This is a genomic window from Pseudolysinimonas yzui (assembly GCF_014653215.1).
Lineage (GTDB): Bacteria > Actinomycetota > Actinomycetes > Actinomycetales > Microbacteriaceae > Pseudolysinimonas_A > Pseudolysinimonas_A yzui.
This window is the reverse complement of sequence record NZ_BNAI01000001.1, coordinates 269,893-290,455: the sequence shown is the minus strand read 5'-3', so window position 1 is coordinate 290,455 and position 20,563 is coordinate 269,893. Positions and strand designations below refer to the sequence as shown.

Here is a 20,563-nt window from a genome sequence, read left to right as displayed (position 1 = left end):
GCCTCCCTTACGGCTTCACCGTCGAGGTGTACGTCTCGGGCCGGCGGTCTCGGAAGAACTGCCAGTCGTCGCGCATCTGCTGAACCATGTCCATGTCGAGATCGCGGATCAGGATCTCCTCGTGCTCGCCCGAGCCGCGCTCGCCGACGAAGTTGCCGCGCGGGTCGATCACCTGGCTGGTGCCGTAGAAGTCGACGGCGAGTTCGCCGTACTCGTTGTCTTCGCGCCCGACCCGGTTGGGCTGCAGCACGAACATGCCGTTGGCCACGGCGGCACACGGCCCTTCGACCTCCCACAGCCGGTTGCTGAGCCCGGGCTTGGTGGCGTTCGGGTTGAACACCATGTGCGCCCCGTTGAGGGCGAGTTCCCGCCAGCCTTCCGGGAAGTGCCGGTCGTAGCAGATGTAGACGCCGATCTTGCCGACCGCCGTGTCGAACACCGGGTAGCCGCCGTTGCCGGGCCGGAAGTAGAACTTCTCCCAGAACCGATCCAGGTGCGGGATGTGGTGCTTGCGGTACTTGCCGAGGATCGTGCCGTCGGCATCCACCACCACGGCGGTGTTGTAGTACACGCCGGTGATGTCCTCCTCGTAGATGGGGAGGATCATCACCATGTTCAGCTCTTTGGCGAGGGCCGCGAAGCGCTGGACGATGGGCCCGTCGGCCGGTTCGGCGTAGCGGTAGTACTTCTTGTCTTCGGTGATGCCGAAGTACGGGCCGTAGAACAGCTCCTGGAAGCAGATGACCTGCGCACCCTGCTTCGCCGCCTCTCGCGCGAAGCCTTCATGCTTGTCGAGCATCGACTCCTTGTCGCCGGTCCACGTGGTCTGCGTAATGGCTGCGCGCACGATGTTGGCCATGCCCGTCCTCCCAGGGTTGTCTTTTGTTATCTTTCGCCGTAAACATTTCTCTGACGTTTCTGTCCGTGTCGGCACCGTTAAAAGAATGCTGGCGTAGAAGAAAGCTAGGCGGTCCTCGGTGAAGTCGGTAGCCCTCGCGGTCGAAGAGCGGTCCCCGCACGGGATCGCGAGCGCGATCTCACGCCTCATCACCACCGGCGACCTCGCGCCCGGCGACCGGCTGCCCACCGTGCGCGACCTCGCGAAGGATCTCGGCGTCTCCCCCGCGACCGTCAGCCACGCCTGGCAGACCCTCGCGTCGGCGGGACTCATCACGTCGCGCGGCCGCTCCGGCAGCTTCGTGCGCTCCGCCCCCCGCGAGTGGATGCCGCGGCGCTATCAGGGGCTCGACGGCTCCCTCGAGGCCGCGCTCGATCTGTCCCGCGGCACCCCTGACCCGGCGCTGCTCCCCCGCCTCGGCCCGCTGCTCGGGTCGCTCGAGATCCACGCCGACACGACCTCGTATCAAGCCAAGCCCGACATCCCGGAGCTGCACGACCTGCTGCGCACCACCTGGCCGAGCCCGCCCGAATCGATCACCGTCACCAACGGCGCGCTCGACGCGATCGACCGCGCGCTCGGGACGATCGTGCGGTACGGCGACCGGGTGCTCGTCGAGAACCCGACGTTCCCGCCGTTCCTCGACCTGCTCGAGGCGTACGGCCTCGAACCGGTCGGGGTGCAGATGGATGCCGACGGCATGCTGCCCGACGCCTTCGCCCGCGCCCTCGGCACCGCGCCGTCCGTCGTGCTGCTGCAGACCCGCGCCCACAACCCGACCGGGGCCTCGCTCACCCCGGAACGCGCCGCCCAGCTCGGGCGGCTGCTCGCCCGCAGCCGAACCGCGCCCAACGCGATCGTGATCGAAGACGACCACTCCGGGTCGATCTCGTCCTCACCCGACGTGACCCTCGCATCCGCCGTTCCCGAGCGCGTGCTGCACGTGAAGAGCTTCTCGAAGTCGCACGGACCCGACCTGCGCATCGGCGCCCTGGGCGGACCGCGGGCCCTCGTCGACCGTGTCGTCGCGCGGCGCCTGCTCGGCCCCGGGTGGACCTCCCGCACCATCCAGGCGATCCTGCACGCGCTGCTCACCGACCCCGTCGCCGTCGGTGAGGTGGATGCGGCCCGTGCCGCCTACGCCGCACGGCGTGCCGCCCTGCGCTCCGAGTTGCTCGCCGTCGGCGTCGACCTCCCCGCGGGCGACGGCATCAACGCGTGGCTTCCCGTCGCCGACGAACGCGACGCGTTGGTGCACCTCGCGGCAGCCGGCATCCGCGTCGCCCCGGGCGCGCCGTTCCAGCTCGGCGACTCCCCGGCCCCGCACGTGCGCGTGACGGTCGGGGTCGTGCCGGTCGAGAGCGCCCGAGACGTCGCGCGGGCGTTGGCGTCAGCGGCGAACACCGGTCTCGCGGAAGGATGAGCGGGTGAAGATCACGGTGCTCGCGGGCGGCGTCGGCGGGGCGCGCTACCTGCTCGGGGTGCGGCACTGGCTGCAGGATTCTGACGGGGGCGACCCCGCGGCGCAGCTCACTGCGATCGTGAACACCGCCGACGACCTGTGGCTGGCGGGGCTGCGCATCACGCCCGACCTCGACACGATCACCTACGCCCTCGCCGGCGTGAACGACACCACTCGGGGGTGGGGTCGCGCCGGTGACTCCGAGGTCGTGAACGGCGAACTCGCCGCGTGGGGCGTCGCGTGGCCGTGGTTCACCCTCGGCGATCTCGACATCGCCGCGTCGGTCGCGCGTACCGCGTGGCTGCGTGACGGAGTGCCGCTCGCCGAGGTCGTCGCACGCCTCGCCGCGCGCTGGGATGTCGGCGCCCGGCTGCTGCCGGCGACCGGCGACGAGGCCGAGACGATCGTGCACCTCGCGCAGCCGACCGACGACGGTCGCACCGAGCTGCACTTCCAGGAGTGGTGGGTGCGCTACCGGGCGGCGCTGCCGGCGGCGTCGTTCGAGGTACGAGGAGCCGCCGAGGCGCGCCCGTCGGCGGGCGTGCTCGAGGCGATCGCAGAGGCGGATGTCGTGTTGCTCGCCCCCTCGAACCCGGTCGTGTCGATCGGCCCGATCCTCGCCATCCCGGGCATCCGCGAGGCACTGCGTGACACTCCCGCCCCGGTGATCGGGGCATCGCCGATCATCGCCGGATCGGTGGTGCGTGGCATGGCCGACGCCTGCCTCACCGCGATCGGCGTCGAGACGAGCGCCGACGCCGTCGCGCGATTGCACGGCTCCCGCACCACCGGCGGCCTGCTCGACGGGTGGCTCGTCGACACCGCCGACGCCGACGTCGTCGAGGGGCTCGTCGCCGACGGCATCCCGACCCGGGCGGTGCCGCTGTGGATGACCGACCCGGCCACGACGGCACGGATGGTCGACGCCGCGATCAGCCTCGCCGGGTGAGGGCCTTCGCGAGCTGGGCCGGGGTGTCGACGTCGTGCCGCAACGACGAGCGCAAGGGCACCGGAATCTGGTGCAGCCCCAGCGCCCGATGACGGGATGCCGACGCCCGCCCGAACGCGGAACGCCACCGCACCCCCGGCGCGGCGGTCACCAGGGTCGTGCCGGTTCCCGCGGCGTCGGCGACGAAGGCGCGCGGATGCCGGGTCGCCTGGGCGAGCGCCCGCGCGAGATCGGCGGGGACGAGTCTCGGCACGTCGCCCAGCAGCACGGCACGACGAACGCCGGGCGGGATCGTGGCCAGCGCCGACGCGATCGCGAGCCGCAACCCGCGCGGCGCGGGTTCGCTGACGACGCGCACCCGCGGCATCCCGGTGAGATCGGCGGCCGTGGTGGGGTCGGCTGTCACCACGACGACCTCGCGCACGCCGGGGGTCGCGACCGCGGCGCGGACGGTGGCGATGCCGAGCTGGCGCACCGTCTTCTCGGAGGTGCCGAGCCGCGACTTGCCCGCGCCGGCCGGCTTGAGCGGAATCACGATCACCCATCCGTCCCGGCCAGCCACCTGCCGAGGTTAGACCACAGGACCTGACTAGACTGACCACCGGTCCCCGGGCTGTCTATGGCCCGCGGTTCGCGCATCCTTCTCTGGGGCGATGACCGGCGCCTGTCTCGGCGCTTCCCGTCCCGCGCGCCCTCCTGGAGATCCCATGACCCGTTCCGCTCGTCCCGTTCTCGCCGTCGCCGTCGTGCCACTCGTCGCGCTGCTCGCCGCGTGCGCCGCGCCCGCACCCTCTCCGTCGGCCACCGCATCCGCGGTCACGGTCGAGAACTGCGGCGTGTCGGTGACCTTCGACACGCCCCCGCAGCGCGTCGTGACGATCAAGTCGACCTCGACCGAGATGATGCTCGCGCTCGGCGTCGGCGACCGGATCGTCGGCACCGCGTTCCAGGACGGCCCGGTGCCCGACGAGTGGGCGGCGGATGCCGTGGATCTGGCGTCGATCAGCGACTTCATGCCGAGCGAAGAGGCGGTGCTCGACCTCGAGCCCGACCTCGTCTACTCGGGCTGGGAGTCGGCGTTCGCGGCCGACGCCGCGGGCGAGCGCTCCGAGCTGAGCGCTCTCGGGGTCGCCAGTTACGTGCAACCGGCGGCCTGCCGTTCGGCCGATGTGCCGCCGAAGCTCACGTTCGACGAGGTGTTCCGCGAGATCCAGGAGGCCGCCGACATCTTCGGCGTCTCCGCCGACGACCTCCTCGCGGCGCAGCAGAGCGAGCTGGATGCCATCGAGGCCGACGACCGCGGGCTCACCGCCCTCTGGTATTCGTCGGGAACCGACATCCCGTATGTCGGCGCCGGTCTCGGAGCGCCCCAGCTCGTGCTGGAGACCGCCGGCCTGACCAACATCGCGGGCGACATCGAGATGACCTGGTCGAGTTTCGGCTGGGAGTCGATCGTCGCCGCCGACCCCGACGTCATCGTGCTCATCGACGCCGACTGGAACACCGCCGCGTCGAAGATCGAACTGCTCGAGTCGAACCCCGCGACCGCGGCCCTCGCGGCCGTGCAGAAGCGGCGCTACATCGTGCTGCCGTTCGCGGCGGGCGAGGCGGGCGTGCGCACCGTGTCGGCGGCGGCCTCGGTGGCGGAGCAGCTCGCGGAGCTCGACCTGCCGTGACCTCGACCGCGGGGGCGAGGGTGCGGGCGGTGATCGCCGGCGTAGTGCTGGCGATCACCCTCGTGCTCTCGATCTCGCTCACGGTGACGATCGGCCCTGCCGACCTCTCCGTCGGCGATGTGTGGGGTTCGATCTGGTCACACCTCACCGGGGCCCCTTCCCCGCTCAGCGTGCTGCGCGACGGCATCGTCTGGGAGCTGCGGCTGCCGCGCATCCTCACCGCCGCCGCGGTCGGGGCCGGCCTCGCCCTCGTCGGCGCGATCATGCAGGCGCTCACCCGCAACCAGCTCGCGGACCCGTACCTGCTCGGCATCTCGTCGGGCGCGTCGCTCGGCGCCGTGTCGGTGCTGTTGCTCGGATTCGCGGTTCTGTTGCCCGTCGCCGCGTTCGCGGGTGCGTTGCTCGCCCTCGCCGCGACCCTCGCCCTCGCCGGGGCGTTCGGACGCATCACCCCCACCCGCACGGTGCTCGCCGGCGTCGCCGTCTCGTCGCTCGCCGCCGCGATCACCTCGTTCGTGATCTTCTGGGTCGCCACCGGTGACGCCTACCGCGAGGTGCTGTCGTGGCTGCTCGGCTCCCTCGCCGGCGCGCGGTGGGAGGCGGTGCTCATCGCGGGCGGTGCGGTGCTCGTCGTCGGCATCCCGCTCGCGTTGACCGGACGCATCCTGGATGCCTTCGCCCTCGGCGACACGACGGCGGCATCTCTCGGCATCCCGGTGCAGGGCGTGCGCTGGACCCTGCTCGGCGCCGGTGCCCTGCTCACCGGGGCGCTCGTCGCCGTCTCGGGGTCGATCGGGTTCGTCGGGTTGGTGCTGCCCCACGCCGTGCGGCTGCTCGTCGGCCCCGGACACCGGGCGCTGCTGCCGCTGTCGGCGCTGACCGGCGCGGTGTTCCTGGTGTGGGCCGACACCCTCGCCCGCACCGTGTTCGAGCCGCGGGAACTGCCGGTCGGCATCGTCACCGCGATCATCGGGGCGCCCGTGTTCGCGATCCTGCTCGCCCGTCGCCGGAGCGAGGCATGACGCCGGGCGAGGTCGGGCTATCCGTCACAAATGTGACGGATGACATCGACGGCACCCGGATTCTCGACGGATTAGTGTTCGGGGCCCCCGCCGGACGCGTCACGGCGCTTCTCGGGCCGAACGGCGCGGGAAAGTCGTCGCTGCTGCGCGTCGTCGCCGGCATCCAACGCCCGCTGTCCGGCACCGTGCATTTCGAGGGCGACGACCTGCTCGCGATGCGCCGTCGCGAGCGCGCCCGCCGCGTCGCCCTTGTCGAACAGGACGCGACGACCGAGCTGCCACTCACCGGACGCGCGGTCGCGGCGCTGGGCCGCACCCCGCACGAGGCGCTGCTGGGCGGTCACGATCCGTCGTCGGAGCGACACGTCACCCAAGCACTGACGGATGCCGGCGCCCTCCCCTTCGCGGAACGCGAACTGCCGACCCTCTCGGGCGGGGAACGCCAACGCGTGCTGCTCGCCCGCGCTCTCGCCCAGCAACCGCGGCTGCTGCTGCTCGACGAGCCGATGAACCACCTCGACATCGCCGCGCAGCTCGACGTGCTGGGCTTGTTGGCGCGGCTCGCCGCCGACGGCGTCACCGTCTTCGCCGCGATGCACGATCTCGCCCTCGCCGCATCCCACGCCGACCATGTCGTCGTGCTCTCCCACGGTCGGGTCGTCGCTTCAGGGCCGACCGCGGAGGCACTGACGCCCGACCTCATCCACGAGGTCTACGGCGTTCGCGCGGCCTGGACCGTGAACCCGCTCACCGGGAAGCCGTTGCTCGCGATCGGGTGAGGTCCGCGGGGTGGTTTCGACACGCGCCTGCGGCGCTACTCAACCGGCGGGGGCTTCGAACCGAAACCGGCACGGGCCATCAGGGACGGCGGGAGGAAGGTCGCGCGCAGTCGCACCCCCAGGGGAGCAGCGGAGGCGATCGCGTGACGGAGCTCGGCGACGTCGTCGACGGTCATGGTGAGCGAGCCGGGTCGGTCATAGGCGGCCGACTCGACGCCGTCTTGCAGGCGGGCGACGGGTTCGTGGCCGACGACGATCGCCAGCCGTGTGCCGAGTTGACGCGGGGTCTCCGAGTCGGGGGCGACCCAGTCGTGGTCGTGTGCCGTGTCGCGGATCTCCGCCCAGGCGGCCGCGGCATCCCCGGCTCGCACCCTCCGCATCCGGCGCAGGCGCACGAGCACCCGCACACCGGCCGGGGTCAGCAGCAGTGCGAGAGCGAACACCGCGATCGCCGTGATGATCGGTGCGGGGTTCTGCTCTTCGACGGTGATGGTGCCGTCGACGACAGTCTCCTCGTCGGGGAGGTTGGGGGCGGCGGGCGACGGATCCACCGGCACCGCCGACGGGTTGACGCCCTCGAACTCGGGCGTCGTCGGGTCGTCGATCGCCTCGATGCTCGAGTAGTCGGGGAACGACCCGCGACCGGGCGTCGGCTCGAAGCGCAGCCAGCCGATGCCCTCGAAGTACAGCTCCGGCCAGGCGTGCAGATCGGCCGAGCTGACCGTGAATCCGGGCACGCCGTCGATGTCCTCCGCCTCACCGGGCTGGAAGCCGACGACGATGCGCGACGGGATGCCGACCGTTCGCGCCATCACGGCCATCGCCGAGGCGAAGTGCACGCAGTAACCGCTGCGCACCTCGAGGAAGCGCTCGATCACCCCGACCCCGGTGCCGTCGTAGCCCTCGTCGACCGGGGCATCGACCGAGTAGTCGAAGTCGCCGCTGGTGAAGAACTCCTGCAGTGCGATCGCCTTCTGGTAGGTCGAGCCGGTGCCCGCGACCTGTTCCGCGGTCTGCGCGATGACCTCGGGCATCTCGTTGGGCAGCGCGAGATAGCGCGACGGCACGTCGGGCTCGAGGTCGGCGGTCAGTTGGGCGAGGTCGGGCTGGATGTCGAGGAAGGTGACGTCGTACTCCTGGCCGCGGGCATCCGCACCGGAGCTGCGCACGGCGAGCCCGTCGGGTTCCCAGCGCCAGTCGCCCTCGAGGCCCTGCACCGAGGTCGCCGGGTACGGGAGAGGCAGCCAGCGCCCGCCGACATCCCCCACCTGGATCGTCGCCGAGTAAGCGGCGCGCGGCACCTCGTCGGTGAGCCCATCCGGTGGCGGGAACTCGGCGACATCGTTGTCGGGATCGGTCGACGAGTCGGGCTCCCAGTTGATGCCGTTGAACTCGTCGAGGGTCGCCAGCCGCAGGTAGAGGCCGCCGGGCGCGTCGGTGACGTAGGTGACGGCGGTGACGGTGTCGTCGCGACGCAGATCGTCGCCGAGGTCGATGAGCGGGTTGAGCCCGGTGCCGACACCGGTGTTGGCGTCGTTCACCACCTCCCGCGCGGGCGGGAACGCCGCCGGCAGCAGGAGCGAGCCGACCACGACGACCGCCGCCGTTCCCAGCACGCTGGTCAGCGGCATCCGCCGTCGCCCGATCCTCAGCAACGCGAGGTAGGCGATCACGACGAACACGAACCAGTGCGGCTCGGCGATTCCAGCGCGCACGGCGACCGGGATGTCGAGCACCACGAGCAGCGGCAGCGCGGCGACGGCGGGTACCCGGTCGAGGGCGGGCGCGATGAACACGACCGACACGACGGCGAGGATCGCGAGCAGGAAGAGGATGCCTTCGGTCGCCTCGGCGGGGATGCGCTGCGTCGTGATGCTGAGGATGCCCGCGTTCACCAGCTCACCCCAGCGGCCGAGGGTGTCGAACGTCGGGATGATGCCGAACAACGCCGCGTCGCGGGCGTAGCCGAAGGTGAGCGACACGACGGCGACACCGAATCCCGCCACGAAGGGCTGCCAGGATCGGCGACCCAGTTGCGTCGCGATGCCGATCGCGAGCACCGGCAACACGATCGTGAGCGCCGACGCGATCCACCAGACGACACCGTCGATGAGGGTGCTGAGGCTGCCGAACGCCACGAGCAGCGCGACGGTGAACAGGGCGAGGCGGGCCCAGGTGCGGGTGTTCTGCAGAGCACGCGCGCGGTTGGCCCGGGTGGGGTCGCGATACGGCTGCCGCGCGGGCACTCGGCCCGCGGTGGCGGGAGCGGTGGAGTCAGCGAGGACCACGGGCGTATCCCGTCTGATTCGCGGCGCCGCGCCAGGCGTCGGCCGGGTCGTCGAGGTCGTCGGACACGACGCAGGTCCAGCCCGCGTCACGCAGCCGCTCGAGCACGGCGGGGCGCGCGTTCACCAGGAACGCGTACCCGACCTCCCCTCGCGAGCGGCGGCGGATGAGCCAGTCGACGGTGGCGTCTTCCGGGTCGCCGAGAATCGCGAACACCGGCCCGGCGCCTTCGCTCGGGGGCAGGGCCGCGAGCTCTTCGACGGTGCGGTCGAGCAGTTGCACCCCGGCGAGACTCGTCAGGAACCCCTCCGCGCGACGGCCTTCCCAGCGGTCGCCGATCGGCTCGATCTGCGGGCGAGCGGTCTCCTCGACCGCGACCCGGAACCCGGCCAGCTCCAGGTGCAGACCGAGGGACGCCGTCATCCTGACGACCCACTCGAACGCGTCACTCGCCCAGTCGGCCGACCACGACATCCCGGTATCGGTGAACGCATCGGGGTAGCCGCGGCGGCGGGTGTCGACGAGGATGCGGGCATCCGGATGGCTGCGGTGCTCCTCCTGCCGCACCATCAGCTCGCCGTGCCGGGCGGAGGCGCGCCAGTGCACCCGGCGGAGGGCGTCGCCGATGCGGTACTCGCGCGTCGTCAGGTCGTCGTCGTTGCCGGCGACCTTGCGCTGCACGAGGTGCGCTTCGCCTTCGCCGTCGATGAGGTTCGGGCCGCCCTCGGTGAGCGACGACACCGCGGGCACGACGACGAGACGCTCGGGCTTTCCGACGGCGATCGTCGCGGTCGCCATGCCGAACGGGTCCTCGTGCTCGGCGACGAACGGGCCGATCGCGTACAGCCCGCGACGCGGCGGGTGGAGGTCGTAACTGGTGATGTACGGGCGACGCCGGCCGAGGCCGATCGGCCCGATCTCGCGCGTCGCGATCGGCTCATACCAGGGCAGCGCGTCATCCCAGGCGAGCGGGGTGCTGGGCGAGGCGCCCAGGTTGGTGACCCGCACCGTCACCTGCACGACGCCGCCGACCGCGACCACCGGCGGCGAGAACAGCCGCGACACCTCGAGCTTCGGGCGGCGCAGGCGCACGAAGGCGACCCCGACGAGCGGCAGCAGCAGGGCGAGGCACGCGGCGACGAAGTACTCGCGGCGGCCGGTGCCGTAGCCGACGAACACCGCGAGCACGCCGAGGGCGATCGAGGTGCCGGCCCGCCAGGTGAGCCGCAGCGAACGGGTGCGACGCAGCGCGCGGGTGCCTTCGCCGGCCACTCCGCCGGCGGTCGGCTTGCGTCGGGCCACGGGTCGCCTCGCCTCTTCTAACCCTCTAGACCGCGCCGGATGCGCCGAGCGGCACCGGCGTCGCCGCGACGATGCGCGACGTGATGTCGGCGAGCGCCTCCCCGCCGAGCGCCCCGCTCGCGCTCGACCGGCTCGGGATGAGGCGGTGGGCGAGCACGGGAACGGCGAGCGCGTCGATGTCGTCGGGAAGCACGAAGTCGCGGCCGTCGAGGGCGGCACGGGCCTTGCTCGCCCGCACGAGTTGCAGGGTCGCGCGCGGGCTCGCGCCGAGCCGCAGTTCGCGGTCGGTGCGGGTGGCCGCGGCGATCGCCACGGCGTACTGCTCCACGGCGGGGCTCACGAACACGGCACGCACGGTGTCGACCATCTTGCGCAGCCGGTCGAGGGTCACGACGGGCGCGAGCCGGTCGAGCGGGCTGCCCGTCTCACGGGTGCGCAGCATCGCCGCCTCCGCCGCCTGGTCGGGGTAACCCATCGAGATGCGCGCCATGAACCGGTCGCGCTGCGCCTCCGGGAGGGCATACGTGCCCTCCATCTCGATCGGGTTCTGCGTCGCGATGACGGTGAACGGCTCCGGGAGGGCGTAGGACGCGCCATCCACCGTCACCTGCCGCTCCTCCATGCTCTCCAGCAGCGCGCTCTGGGTCTTCGGGCTCGCCCGGTTGATCTCGTCGCCGATGACGATGTTGGCGAACACCGGGCCGGGCTTGAACTCGAACTCGCGCTCCGCCTGGTTGTAGATGCTCACGCCGGTGATGTCGGCCGGAAGCAGGTCGGGGGTGAACTGGATGCGGCTGACGCTGCAGTCGACGCTGCGGGCGAGCGCCCGGGCGAGCATCGTCTTGCCGACGCCCGGCACATCCTCCATCAGGAGGTGCCCTTCGGCGAGCAGCACCGTCACCGCGGTCTCGATCACCGAACGCTTGCCGTCGATCACGGTCTCGATCGCGGCGATCACCGCGCGGGCATCCAACAGGAACTCCGCCGTCGAAATGGGCGCGGTCGGCGCCTGCTCGCTGTTGGCGTGGGTCCCGGTCCCTGATCCGCCTGCGTTGGCTACCGAATAGTCACTCATCTTTGGGAGTCTGCCATTGCGCGAGCCCGGCGTCACCTGAGAATCTGCCGTCATGCCTGATTACACGGGAATCCCGTACACCGAATACATCCACTCGCTCGGCGAGGACGACGCCACGATCGTCGGCGGCTGGCGCCTGCGCGCGCAAGAACTCGTCTCGCCGGTCGACGAGGGCGTGAGCTACGGGATGCCGGCGCTGCGCTACCGCGGACGCCCGTTGGTCTCGGTGACGGCGACGAAGACCGGCTACGTCATCTACCCGTTCAGCGCCGACGTGGTGGCCTCGGTGCTTCCGACGCTCGACGGCTACGCCTCGACGAAGGGCGGCATCAAGTTCACCGCCGCGAAACCGCTGCCGGTCGCGGCGTTCGACCGCATCGTGACGGAGCGCAAGGCCGAGATCGACGCCGCACTCGGCTCGTCGGGCGGCGGTCGCGGCCGCTAGTCGCCCGCGCCAACCCGGGCGAAAGCGGACAACCCGGGCCGCCGCGCTCGCCCGACGACGCCGCGCACGCCCGGATACCGGTGGGCCGCTAGTCGCCCTGGTCGGCGGCCTGTAGCCCGGCGCGGTACCCCTCGTCCCAGGCTTCCGTCGACCCGACCCGGAACATGTCGGCATCCGCTTTGCGCACGAGCGGCTGCGCTCCGCCGGAGTCGATCTCGTCGGTGACGTAGTGCCCCAGGCCCCGCACGACAGCGACCGGGGTGCCGTTCGCCTTGCCCTTCACGAGGTCGGCGGCTGCGGCGATCTCGTCGCCGACCGCCGGCTGGGTGACGTGCAGTTCGTGTCCGGCCGCGTCGCGGGTGCCGCGCAGGTCGTCGAGCACGCGCATCCCGGCGGCGCCGAGTGCGACGTCCGTCTGCCCTTCCCGCCAGGGGCGACCGAAGGTGTCGGTGATCACGACGCCGAGGCGGATGCCGAATCGTTCCCGCAGGGCGAGGCACAGGTCGTAGGCCGACCGGTCGGGGTTCTCCGGCAACAGCAGCACGGTGCCGTCGGCGGTGTTGCTCGCGTCGACGCCGGCGGCTGCCATGATCTGGCCCCACGCGTTCTCGACGATGCGGGTGGTGCCGCGCGTCGCGACGACTCGCACCGTCTCGGCCGTGATCGCGGCTTCCCGGTCGGCGGCCTGCACGATGCGACCCTCGGCCTTGCTCACGATCTTCGACGTGATCGCGAGGATGTCGCCATCCTGAAGGTCGCCGACGGCGTCGCCGATGAGCGCCGCGAGGTCGTCACCGGGCTGGATCTCGGGCAGCCCCTCGACCGCCCACAGGGTCATCACCGCTTCAGCCCCGGCAGCACGTCGCGGCCGAACACCTCGAGGAACTCGCGCTGGTTGCGGCCGACGTTGTGCAGGTAGATGCGGTCGACGCCGAGGTCGAGGAAGCCTTGCAGATGCGCGCGATGCGTGTCTGGGTCGGACGAGATGTGCAGCCGCCCCTCGAAGTGCTCGGGGGTCACCATGCGCGCCATCTGCTCGATCTCGTAGGGCGAGCGGATGTCGGCCTTCGGGAAGCGCAGCCCGAGGTTCGGCCACTCCTCGAGTGCGTTGCTCAGCGCCTGCTCGTCGGTCGGCGCCCAGCTCACGTGCACCCGCATGATGCGCCGCCCGCCTTTGCGGCCGGCCTCTTTCGCGCCCTCGTCGAACCGCTGGAAGAGCGTGCTCAGCCGTTCGTGCGGGGCAGCCTCGGTGATGATCCCGTCGGCGACGCGGCCGGCGCGCTTGGCGGTGACCGGTCCGGATGCCGCCACGTAGATCGGGGGCATGGTCGTCGGGGCGGTCCACAGGCGGGTGCTTTCGAGCCGGTAGTAGCGGCCCTCGTGGCGCACGTCTTTGCCCGTGACACCGCTGGTGAACAGCTTGCGGATGATGTCGATCGCCTCGAACATCCGGTCGATGCGTTCCGGAGCGTCGGGCCAGTACTGCCCGACGACGTGCTCGTTGAGCGCCTCGCCGCTGCCGAGTCCCAGCCAGTGCCGCCCCGGGTACATCGCGGCGAGGGTCGCCGACGCCTGCGCGACGACCGCGGGGTGGAAGCGGAACGTCGGCGCGGTGACGCCCGTTCCGAGATCGCCGTCGATGGTCTGGCCGAGCGCACTCAGCACGTTCCACACGAACGAGGCCTGCCCCTGCCGTGGCGTCCACGGCTGGAAGTGGTCGGCCGCCATCACCCCGTCGAACCCGTTGGCCTCGGCGGCGGCCGCCAGCCCGAGCACCTCGGTGGGGTGGAACTGCTCGAGCATCGCGGCATACCCGATGGGGCTCCGAGACGGGGCGAGAACGCGTGCCATCCCCCCATCTTCGTGGTTGACCCGAGTCGCGTGCGACGAGAGGATGCAGCATGGCAGAGCAATGGTCGGGATCCGGCACCGCCGACGACCCCTGGCACCTGAAAACCCCACCGCTGTCTTCGGAGTACACGATCCACCGCGACGACTCCGTCGACCCGCCCCTGCTGATCTGTCAGGTGGGCGGCACGCGGCTCACCTACCTCGCCCGCGCGATCGACGACCTGCACGCGATGCTCGTCGCCCACGGCGACTGGATGCCGCTCGGCGGCGCCGACGAACAGAAGGATGCCGCCCCCGGCACCGTCGAAGCCTGGGGCCGCTCCCCCGACAACCCCGTCGGCGGCTGGTACGGCCAGAAGAAGGGACTGCGCGGTCGCTTCGGCGTCTACCTTCCGCCCCTGCTCGAAGCCCTCGGACTCGCGGAGCTCGAACACAACGCCCGCAACAACCGCATCCGCGCCGTTGCATCGTCGGGCGGGGGCGGCGTCTGAGCGAGCGCACCTCAGGCGCGTGTCGAGACCACACCCGCGGGTAACGTCGCGGGCATGACCACCATCTCCGCCATCACCCTGTTCGTCGACGACCTCGCCGCCGCGCGCGACTGGTACGCCCGCGCCTTCGGCCTCCCCGAGCACTATTCCGACGACGTGTCGGTGGTGTTCCTCTTCGAGGGCACGATGATCAACCTGCTACAGGTCTCGGAGGCGGCCGAGCTCATCGGCCCCGCTTCGGTGGGAAAGGCCGGCGCCGGCGCCGGCGCCCGCGCGCAGTACACGGTCACCGTCGCGGATGTCGACGCCTCCGTCGGCACTCTGCGCGCCAGCGGCATCGACGTGCTCAACGGTCCTCTCGACCGGCCGTGGGGTGTGCGCACCGCGGCGTTCGCCGATCCCGCTGGTCACGTCTGGGAGTTCGCGGCCCCGATCGGTTAGTCGTCGCCCCTACCGCGCCAGGTCGCGATGTCGACGACGTTGCCGTCGGCGTCGATGAGCGACCACCACGCCGGAGCGAACGTGTCGCCGAGCAGGCGACCGCCGGCATCCAGCACCGCCTGCACCCGTGCTTCCGCGATGTCGTGCGGCACCGAGACATCCACATGGATGCGGTTGTGCCCGTCGCGGTGGGGCTTGTCGTTGAACCAGAACAGCGGGCCGCGGCGCTTCGGGTCCTGCAACTCGTGCGGCAGCCGTTCCTTGTAGCCGAGCGCGGCCTTCCAGAACGGCTGCACCTTCTCGAACGAATCGGGGGCGTCGATCGCGAAGAACACCGTCTGCACCGCTGACGGGTCTGCGACGAGGTCGAGCTGACGGGCCGCAGCCTGAATGCGCTGGGCGAGCGCGACATCCATCTCGGTGAGCGAGTTGGTGGAGTGCGTGCGCGTGCGGATCGTCACGCTGCGGGCGCGCACGTCGACGTCGGGATGATGGTCCAGCTCGTCGGCGATCGACGCGATGAGCACGGCGAACCCCACGCCTTCCGAGAACGAGGTGACCCGGTAGACGGCTGAGGCGCCGCCGGAGACGACCCGCCAATCCTCGATGCCGTCGGAGTCGTGGAACTGCTTCGCGGTGATGGGATCGCGCATGCGGCCACGTTACGCGCGGGAACGGTCGAACGCGGCTCGGGAATCCTGGATCTCGGGGTAGTGCTCGACCGCCCAGTTGGCGAGCGCCATCGACGGTTCCAGCAGGGTGCGGCCGACGACGGTGAGGTCGTACTCGACGCGCGGTGGCACCTCGGCGTGGATCGTGCGGGTGACGAGCCCGTCGCGTTCGAGCTGTCGCAACGTGAGCGTCAGCATGCGCTGCGAGACCCCGGGGATGTGGCGCTGCAGCTCGCTGAACCGCAGTCTGGTGCCGGCCAGGGTGACGATCACCAGCAACGACCACTTGTCGCCGACGCGGTTGAGCACATCGCGGATCGCAGCGCCGTCAGCCTCATGGGTTTGGCAGGTTCCTTCGTAGACGCTGCGCGGCGTCGTGTCGGCGGTGGTCATGGTGTCACCCCTGTCTCCCAGGCACATGACTGTGCCTTTTGTACGGCTCTTCGTGATGACACATCATGTGGTCACGCACAAATCGTAACTCGCCCCATGTTCAGTAACGAACCCGGGGCCCGCACAGGGAGAACCACCGTCATGATCGTCGCATTCTGGATCATCACCGGCCTGATCGCGCTCGTCTTTCTCGGCTCCGGCGTGATGAAGATCACGCGACCCCGCGAGGCTCTCGCCACCATGGGACTGAAGTGGACCGAAGACTTCACCGACCTGCAGGTCAAACTCATCGGACTCGCCGAAGCGCTGGGCGCACTCGGCCTTGTACTTCCGGTGCTGTTGGGCATCCTGCCGATCCTGTCGCCGATCGCCGCCATCCTGCTCGCCGCGCTCATGCTCGGCGCCACCGTCGTGCATGTGCGTCGCACGGAGCCCCCGGTGACGCTCGTGCTCGTCGTGCTCAGCATCGCGAGCGCCGTACTCGGCTTCCTCGTCGTCGGGTAGCGCGAGCGGGGAGCCTGAAGCGCCCCCTCACCGCTCGCCGGATCGAGGAACGTGGCTGATGGATGTCGGAAGCTCCCCCTACCTTGCAAATACGGAACCGTTAGTTCCGTATAAACCCAAGGAGACCCATGTTCAACGTCCTCACCGAGATCAACTGGCTTGCCGTGCTCGCCGCCGTCGTCGCATCTGGCGTCATCGGCGGAGTCTGGTTCGGCGTCGTCGTCGCGAAGCCCTACCTCGTCGCCCTCGGGCGGCAGAATGAGCCCGCCGCGAAACCCGGCGCCCTCACCTACACCGGGCCGATGGTCGCCGGAGCCGTCATCATCGTCACGAGCGCCGTGCTGCTGCGGGCCCTCGGCGTCGAGACGCTGAGCGACGGCATCCTCTTCGGACTTCTCGTCGGCGTCGGCTACCTCGTGTCGATGACGTTCACGATCGCGATCAACCCGAACTTCCCGCGTCCGGTGTTCTACACGCTGCTGAACGCCCCGTCGTTCCTGCTGACGAGCGTCGTGACGAGCATCATCCTGACGCTCTGGCGCTGAGCTCTCGAAAAGCGCGGCTCAGTGCTGCTGCCGGCCGTCGACACCGAGGGCCGGCAGCAGCACCGTCTCGACGAGCATTCCGACATACGACGGCGGAATCGGCAACCGCTGAAAGCAGACCCGGTAGGTCACGAGCGTCGGGATGATCCCGGCCATCGTCTCGACGTCGGTCGTCGGCGCGATCTCCCCGCGAGCGACGGCGCGGCGGAGGATCGTGCGGTTCGCGTCGATCCACGGCGCGGTGATCGCCGCCGCGAGCCGCTCGTCGTCGGCGAGCATCGACGCGAGGCCGACCATCACGCGCAGCCTCCGCTCGTCGTCGACATCGTCCTGCAGCGCGAGGATCGCCCGGAGGTCTCCCCGGAGCGACCCGGTGTCGGGGAGCGCATCCGGGTCGATGGTCGCGCCATCGAGCCGCGCCACGGCGTCGAGCGCGAGCTCGGCTTTCGAGGGCCACCTGCGGTACATCGCCGCCTTGCCGACACCCGCCCGGGCCGCCACGGCATCCGTCGTCATCCCCGCGTAACCGGACTCCGCGAGTTCGGCGAGGGCGGCATCCAGGATCACGGCGTCGCGTTCCGGGTCGCGCTTGCGACCCCGCCGGGACGGCTCAGTGACCATGCGACGCCTTCACCGCGCGGATGCGTTCGATCGTGCCGGCCTTCAGCCGCTCGGTCTCCACGACATCCAGCGCCGCCGCGCGCACGACGGGCAGCTGCCTGCGGGTGAGGTGCTCACCCGAGGTGAGGATCGTGACGCGTTCGATGAGCCACTGCGCTGCCCAGACCGGCGGCCAGGAACTGCCGATGTGGTCGAGAAGGAGAAGAGTTCCGCCCGGCTTCAGCACCCGGGCCATCTCGCGCACGGCGGCGTCGGGCCGCGGAATCGAACACAGCCCGAGGGCGCACACCACCGTGTCGAAGGAGCCGTCGTCGTACGGCAGGTGTTCGACGTCGGCCACCTTGAAGGCGGGTTTGAGACCCAGCTCGGTCGCGCGGTGGCGGGCCCGGCGGAGCATCGCGGGGCTGAGGTCGACCCCCGTCAGCTCGACGTCGGAGGGATAGAACTCGAGGCTGCGGCCGGTTCCGATCGCGACCTCGAGGATGCGGCCGTGGGCGCGCTCGGCGATCCACTCGCGGCTGCCGGCGAGAAGCCCGCGCTCGAGCGGTGCCATCGCGCGGTCGTATCGGGCGGCGGCTTTCTGCCAGACGGTGCGCTGGCGTCGGGTCTGCTTGTCGGTGTCCATGAGTGTGTGGTTTCGACACGCCGCTTCGCGGCTACTCGACCACCGAGAGCTGGCGCAACCGGGGAGCGAGGTCGGACTCGAAGAGTTGCAGGAAGCGGCGCTGGTCGTGGCCCGGGGCGTGGAAGACGAGATGGGTGAAGCCGGCATCCACGTACTGCTTCACACCCTCCACCACGAGATCGGGGTCGCTGCCGACGATCCACCGTGAGGCGATCTGCTCGATCGGGAGGGCATCCGCCGCCTTCTCCATCTCGACGGGATCGGTGATGTCGTGCTTCTGCTCCTTGCTCAGGGCGAGCGGCGCCCAGAAGCGGGTGTTCTCGAGAGCTGCCACGGCATCCGTGTCGTAAGAGATCTTGATCTCGATCATCCGGTCGATCCCCGCGTAGTCGCGGCCCGCCTTCTCGGCGCCCTCCTTGACGGCGGGGATGAGTTCGTCGGTGTAGAGCGCCATGCCCTTGCCGGAGGTGCAGATGAAGCCGTCGCCGGCGCGGCCGGCGTAGCGCGCCACCAGCGGGCCGCCGGCGGCGATGTACACCGGGATCGGCAGCTCGGGGCGGTCATAGATGGATGCGTCGTGCGTGGAGTAGTACTCGCCCTCGAAGTTGACGCGGTCGCTGGTCCAGAGCCGGCGCATCAGGTCGACCGACTCGCGGAGGCGGGCGAAGCGCTCCTTGAACTCGGGCCAGACCTGCTCGCCGGCGCCCTGGAATCCGGTGGCGATCTCGTTGAGGGCTTCGCCGCTGCCGACACCCAGGAAGATGCGGTCGGGGTAGAGCACGCCCATCGTCGCGAAGGCCTGCGCCAGCACCGCCGGGTTGTAGCGGAACGTCGGCGTCATCACAGATGTGCCGATGCGGATCTTGCTCGTGCGCTCCCCTACCGCCGCCATCCACGTCAGCGAGAACGGCGCGTGCCCGCCCTCGTGCCGCCACGGCTGGAAGTGGTCGCTGACGGCGACGCTCTCCATGCCGTGCTGCTCCGCCGCGACCGCGATCTCGACCAGCTCGCGCGGGGTGAACTGCTCGGCGGACGCCTTGTATCCGAGGGTGAGTGCCATCTGTTCATTCTGGTGGTGTCGTGTGGAAAGTGCTTGCGGAGTGTACTGGTGTTCGATAGACTTCGTGTGGGCGCAGTACTTGTTTCGTATCTTTCTCTGATCGGATGACTTGTGCCTGCCGTTGCGACCGTGATCGAGCTCCCCGAGCTCTCCGGTCTACCGCGCGCGTCTGACGCCGAGCTGGAGCGACTGCTCGGCAAGGTGGCGGCGGCGAAGCGGCAGGTGGATGCCTGCGCCGCGGTCCTTGCCGGTGAGGTCGAGCGACGGTCGGATCGTGAACTCGGGTACTCGGGGTTGGCGCAACGCAGCGGGGATCGCACCGCCGACGGGTTCGTCGCACGCGTGACCGGGGCTTCGGGTGTCGAGGCGCGTCAGCTCGTCACTGTCGGCAAGCTGCTGGATGCCCCGTCACCCTGGTTCGCGGATGTCGCCGCCGCAGTCACCGCGGGAGACGTCTCGGTCGGTGCCGCAGCCGCGATCACGAGCGGACTCGGCACGCCGTCGGCGTCGGTGTCACCCGATGCGCTGCTCGATGCCGCACAACAACTCGTCACCGAGATGGCCGGGTTACCGCCGGAGAAGGTCGCGCGCCGCGCCCGCGAGGTACGTGACGAACTCGACGCCGCGGGTGTCGCCGACCGGGAGGCGCTGCTGCGGAGTAAGCGATTCCTGCGGCTCACCCCACAAGCCGACGGGATGACCCGAATCTTCGGGATGCTCGACCCCGTCCAGGCGGCACTCGTCACCGACGCGATCGATTGCGTCACCGCACCCCGCCGCGGCGGACCCCGCTTCGTCGACCCCGACGAACTCGCAAGAGTCGATGCGCTGGAGAAGGATCCCCGCACCACCGAACAGATCGCCGTCGACGCGCTCGTCGAGATGATCCGCATCGCCGGCGCCGCCGACCCCGACCGCGTCTTCGGGGTGCGTAAGCCCGCCGTACGAGTCCATGTCGACTCCGGCGACCTCGCATCCGGTGACGGCTACGCCACCATCGAAGGGCAAACCGCCACCATCTCCATCGCGACCGCCGAAGGGCTGGCGTGCGCCGACGGGTACCAGACCATCGTCTTCCACGCCGACGGCACCGTCGACGTCGGCCGCACCCAGAGGCTCTTCACCGAACGCCAACGAATCGCCCTCGCCGCAGTCTGGGGCGGCTGCGCCGTCGAAACCTGCGACCGACCACCCTCCTGGACCGAAGCCCACCACAGCGTTCCCTGGTCACACGGCGGCCGCACCGACATCGCCGACGGCATCCTCCTCTGTCGACACCACCACATGCTCCTCCACAACAACAACTGGCGAATCAACCGACCACCCGGCCGACGTCACACCGGGTGGAGCATGACCTCCCCCGACGGGCGAACACTCCGACTCGTCACCAAGAACGCCCTCCGTACGCGCCAACTCACGCGAACACCCTGAACCGCGAAGCACAGCAGAGCTCTGCCCGCAGGAGAT

General features: G+C 70.5%; 23 protein-coding genes. 11 read left to right on the top strand and 12 right to left on the bottom strand.

Going from position 1 to position 20,563, the window contains the following annotated elements; translation table 11 throughout:
* Nucleotides 1-7 precede the first annotated feature (7 nt).
* Nucleotides 8-859, bottom strand: coding sequence for a nitrilase-related carbon-nitrogen hydrolase (locus tag IE173_RS01500; protein WP_229841808.1), 852 nt, complete (start codon nt 857-859; stop codon nt 8-10).
* Between the two features lie 118 nt (nt 860-977).
* On the opposite strand from IE173_RS01500, the gene IE173_RS01495 reads away from it, so the two are divergent.
* Entirely contained in the window at nt 978-2,321 is a 1,344-nt protein-coding gene (locus IE173_RS01495; RefSeq protein WP_191281614.1) for an aminotransferase-like domain-containing protein, read from the top strand.
* A 4-nt stretch (nt 2,322-2,325) separates the two neighbouring features.
* Nucleotides 2,326-3,309 (top strand): 2-phospho-L-lactate transferase, encoded by a 984-nt coding sequence (gene cofD / locus IE173_RS01490; protein WP_191281613.1) that lies wholly within the window; start codon nt 2,326-2,328, stop codon nt 3,307-3,309.
* On the opposite strand, the gene IE173_RS01485 is transcribed toward cofD, so the two are convergent.
* Nucleotides 3,293-3,871 (bottom strand): CofC family guanylyltransferase, encoded by a 579-nt coding sequence (locus tag IE173_RS01485; RefSeq protein ID WP_191281612.1) that lies wholly within the window; start codon nt 3,869-3,871, stop codon nt 3,293-3,295. The genes cofD and IE173_RS01485 overlap by 17 nt on opposite strands.
* Nucleotides 3,872-4,016: 145 nt before the next feature.
* On the opposite strand from IE173_RS01485, the gene IE173_RS01480 reads away from it, so the two are divergent.
* Genes IE173_RS01480 through IE173_RS01470 form a run of 3 tightly spaced genes read left to right on the top strand, consistent with a single transcriptional unit; the run spans nt 4,017 to nt 6,786 of the window.
* Nucleotides 4,017-4,985: a putative F420-0 ABC transporter substrate-binding protein gene (locus IE173_RS01480; RefSeq protein ID WP_191281611.1), complete on the top strand. Its 969-nt coding sequence runs from the start codon at nt 4,017-4,019 to the stop codon at nt 4,983-4,985.
* A 29-nt stretch (nt 4,986-5,014) separates the two neighbouring features.
* Nucleotides 5,015-6,007 carry a putative F420-0 ABC transporter permease subunit gene (locus IE173_RS01475; protein WP_229841807.1) on the top strand — a complete coding sequence of 331 codons (993 nt, stop codon included), beginning with the start codon at nt 5,015-5,017 and terminating at the stop codon, nt 6,005-6,007.
* A 32-nt stretch (nt 6,008-6,039) separates the two neighbouring features.
* On the top strand, nt 6,040-6,786 hold the full coding sequence (locus tag IE173_RS01470) for an ABC transporter ATP-binding protein (protein WP_229841806.1): 747 nt from the start codon (nt 6,040-6,042) through the stop codon (nt 6,784-6,786).
* Nucleotides 6,787-6,821: 35 nt separating this feature from the next.
* On the opposite strand, the gene IE173_RS01465 is transcribed toward IE173_RS01470, so the two are convergent.
* The 3 genes from IE173_RS01465 to IE173_RS01455 are packed head-to-tail and all read right to left on the bottom strand — an operon-like array spanning nt 6,822 to nt 11,449.
* Nucleotides 6,822-9,074 (bottom strand): transglutaminase TgpA family protein, encoded by a 2,253-nt coding sequence (locus IE173_RS01465; RefSeq protein ID WP_191281608.1) that lies wholly within the window; start codon nt 9,072-9,074, stop codon nt 6,822-6,824.
* Nucleotides 9,061-10,374, bottom strand: a complete 1,314-nt coding sequence (locus IE173_RS01460) for a DUF58 domain-containing protein (protein ID WP_191281607.1) — start codon at nt 10,372-10,374, stop codon at nt 9,061-9,063. Before IE173_RS01460 ends, IE173_RS01465 begins: the two co-directional genes overlap by 14 nt.
* Before the next feature lie 25 nt (nt 10,375-10,399).
* A complete protein-coding gene (locus IE173_RS01455; RefSeq protein WP_191281606.1) occupies nt 10,400-11,449 on the bottom strand; it encodes an AAA family ATPase in 1,050 nt (349 codons plus the stop codon).
* A gap of 52 nt (nt 11,450-11,501) precedes the next feature.
* Here IE173_RS01455 and IE173_RS01450 point away from each other — a divergent pair, with 52 nt between their 5' ends.
* Nucleotides 11,502-11,894 carry an iron chaperone gene (locus tag IE173_RS01450; RefSeq protein ID WP_191281605.1) on the top strand — a complete coding sequence of 131 codons (393 nt, stop codon included), beginning with the start codon at nt 11,502-11,504 and terminating at the stop codon, nt 11,892-11,894.
* Nucleotides 11,895-11,982: 88 nt separating this feature from the next.
* Here IE173_RS01450 and IE173_RS15435 read toward each other — a convergent pair whose 3' ends face one another.
* Complete coding sequence (locus IE173_RS15435) at nt 11,983-12,732, bottom strand: coenzyme F420-0:L-glutamate ligase (RefSeq protein ID WP_229841910.1); 750 nt, start codon at nt 12,730-12,732, stop codon at nt 11,983-11,985.
* Entirely contained in the window at nt 12,732-13,745 is a 1,014-nt protein-coding gene (locus IE173_RS15430; protein ID WP_229841805.1) for a TIGR03557 family F420-dependent LLM class oxidoreductase, read from the bottom strand. The genes IE173_RS15435 and IE173_RS15430 overlap by 1 nt, the downstream gene beginning before the upstream one ends.
* A gap of 50 nt (nt 13,746-13,795) precedes the next feature.
* Between IE173_RS15430 and IE173_RS01440 the strand changes: the two genes are divergently transcribed.
* Together IE173_RS01440 and IE173_RS01435 are read left to right on the top strand one after the other, a co-directional pair.
* Nucleotides 13,796-14,236, top strand: a complete 441-nt coding sequence (locus IE173_RS01440) for a DUF6855 family protein (protein ID WP_191281604.1) — start codon at nt 13,796-13,798, stop codon at nt 14,234-14,236.
* Between the two features lie 54 nt (nt 14,237-14,290).
* Nucleotides 14,291-14,677, top strand: a complete 387-nt coding sequence (locus IE173_RS01435; RefSeq protein WP_191281603.1) for a VOC family protein — start codon at nt 14,291-14,293, stop codon at nt 14,675-14,677.
* Here the strand turns inward: IE173_RS01435 and IE173_RS01430 are convergent.
* Nucleotides 14,674-15,330 carry a 4a-hydroxytetrahydrobiopterin dehydratase gene (locus tag IE173_RS01430; RefSeq protein ID WP_191281602.1) on the bottom strand — a complete coding sequence of 219 codons (657 nt, stop codon included), beginning with the start codon at nt 15,328-15,330 and terminating at the stop codon, nt 14,674-14,676. The genes IE173_RS01435 and IE173_RS01430 overlap by 4 nt on opposite strands.
* Nucleotides 15,331-15,339: 9 nt before the next feature.
* On the bottom strand, nt 15,340-15,741 hold the full coding sequence (locus tag IE173_RS01425; protein ID WP_191281601.1) for a winged helix-turn-helix transcriptional regulator: 402 nt from the start codon (nt 15,739-15,741) through the stop codon (nt 15,340-15,342).
* 141 nt (nt 15,742-15,882) lie between these two features.
* Here IE173_RS01425 and IE173_RS01420 point away from each other — a divergent pair, with 141 nt between their 5' ends.
* Both IE173_RS01420 and IE173_RS01415 read left to right on the top strand, forming a co-directional pair.
* Nucleotides 15,883-16,245 (top strand): DoxX family protein, encoded by a 363-nt coding sequence (locus tag IE173_RS01420; protein ID WP_191281600.1) that lies wholly within the window; start codon nt 15,883-15,885, stop codon nt 16,243-16,245.
* 128 nt (nt 16,246-16,373) lie between these two features.
* Nucleotides 16,374-16,790 (top strand): DUF1761 domain-containing protein, encoded by a 417-nt coding sequence (locus tag IE173_RS01415; RefSeq protein WP_191281599.1) that lies wholly within the window; start codon nt 16,374-16,376, stop codon nt 16,788-16,790.
* A gap of 18 nt (nt 16,791-16,808) precedes the next feature.
* Here IE173_RS01415 and IE173_RS01410 read toward each other — a convergent pair whose 3' ends face one another.
* Genes IE173_RS01410 through fgd form a run of 3 tightly spaced genes read right to left on the bottom strand, consistent with a single transcriptional unit; the run spans nt 16,809 to nt 19,096 of the window.
* Nucleotides 16,809-17,411 carry a TetR/AcrR family transcriptional regulator gene (locus tag IE173_RS01410; protein WP_191281598.1) on the bottom strand — a complete coding sequence of 201 codons (603 nt, stop codon included), beginning with the start codon at nt 17,409-17,411 and terminating at the stop codon, nt 16,809-16,811.
* Nucleotides 17,401-18,036, bottom strand: coding sequence for a class I SAM-dependent methyltransferase (locus tag IE173_RS01405; protein WP_191281597.1), 636 nt, complete (start codon nt 18,034-18,036; stop codon nt 17,401-17,403). Before IE173_RS01405 ends, IE173_RS01410 begins: the two co-directional genes overlap by 11 nt.
* Before the next feature lie 31 nt (nt 18,037-18,067).
* A complete protein-coding gene (gene fgd / locus IE173_RS01400; protein WP_191281596.1) occupies nt 18,068-19,096 on the bottom strand; it encodes a glucose-6-phosphate dehydrogenase (coenzyme-F420) in 1,029 nt (342 codons plus the stop codon).
* 111 nt (nt 19,097-19,207) lie between these two features.
* Here fgd and IE173_RS01395 point away from each other — a divergent pair, with 111 nt between their 5' ends.
* Complete coding sequence (locus IE173_RS01395; RefSeq protein ID WP_191281595.1) at nt 19,208-20,527, top strand: HNH endonuclease signature motif containing protein; 1,320 nt, start codon at nt 19,208-19,210, stop codon at nt 20,525-20,527.
* The last annotated feature ends 36 nt before the right edge of the window (nt 20,528-20,563 follow it).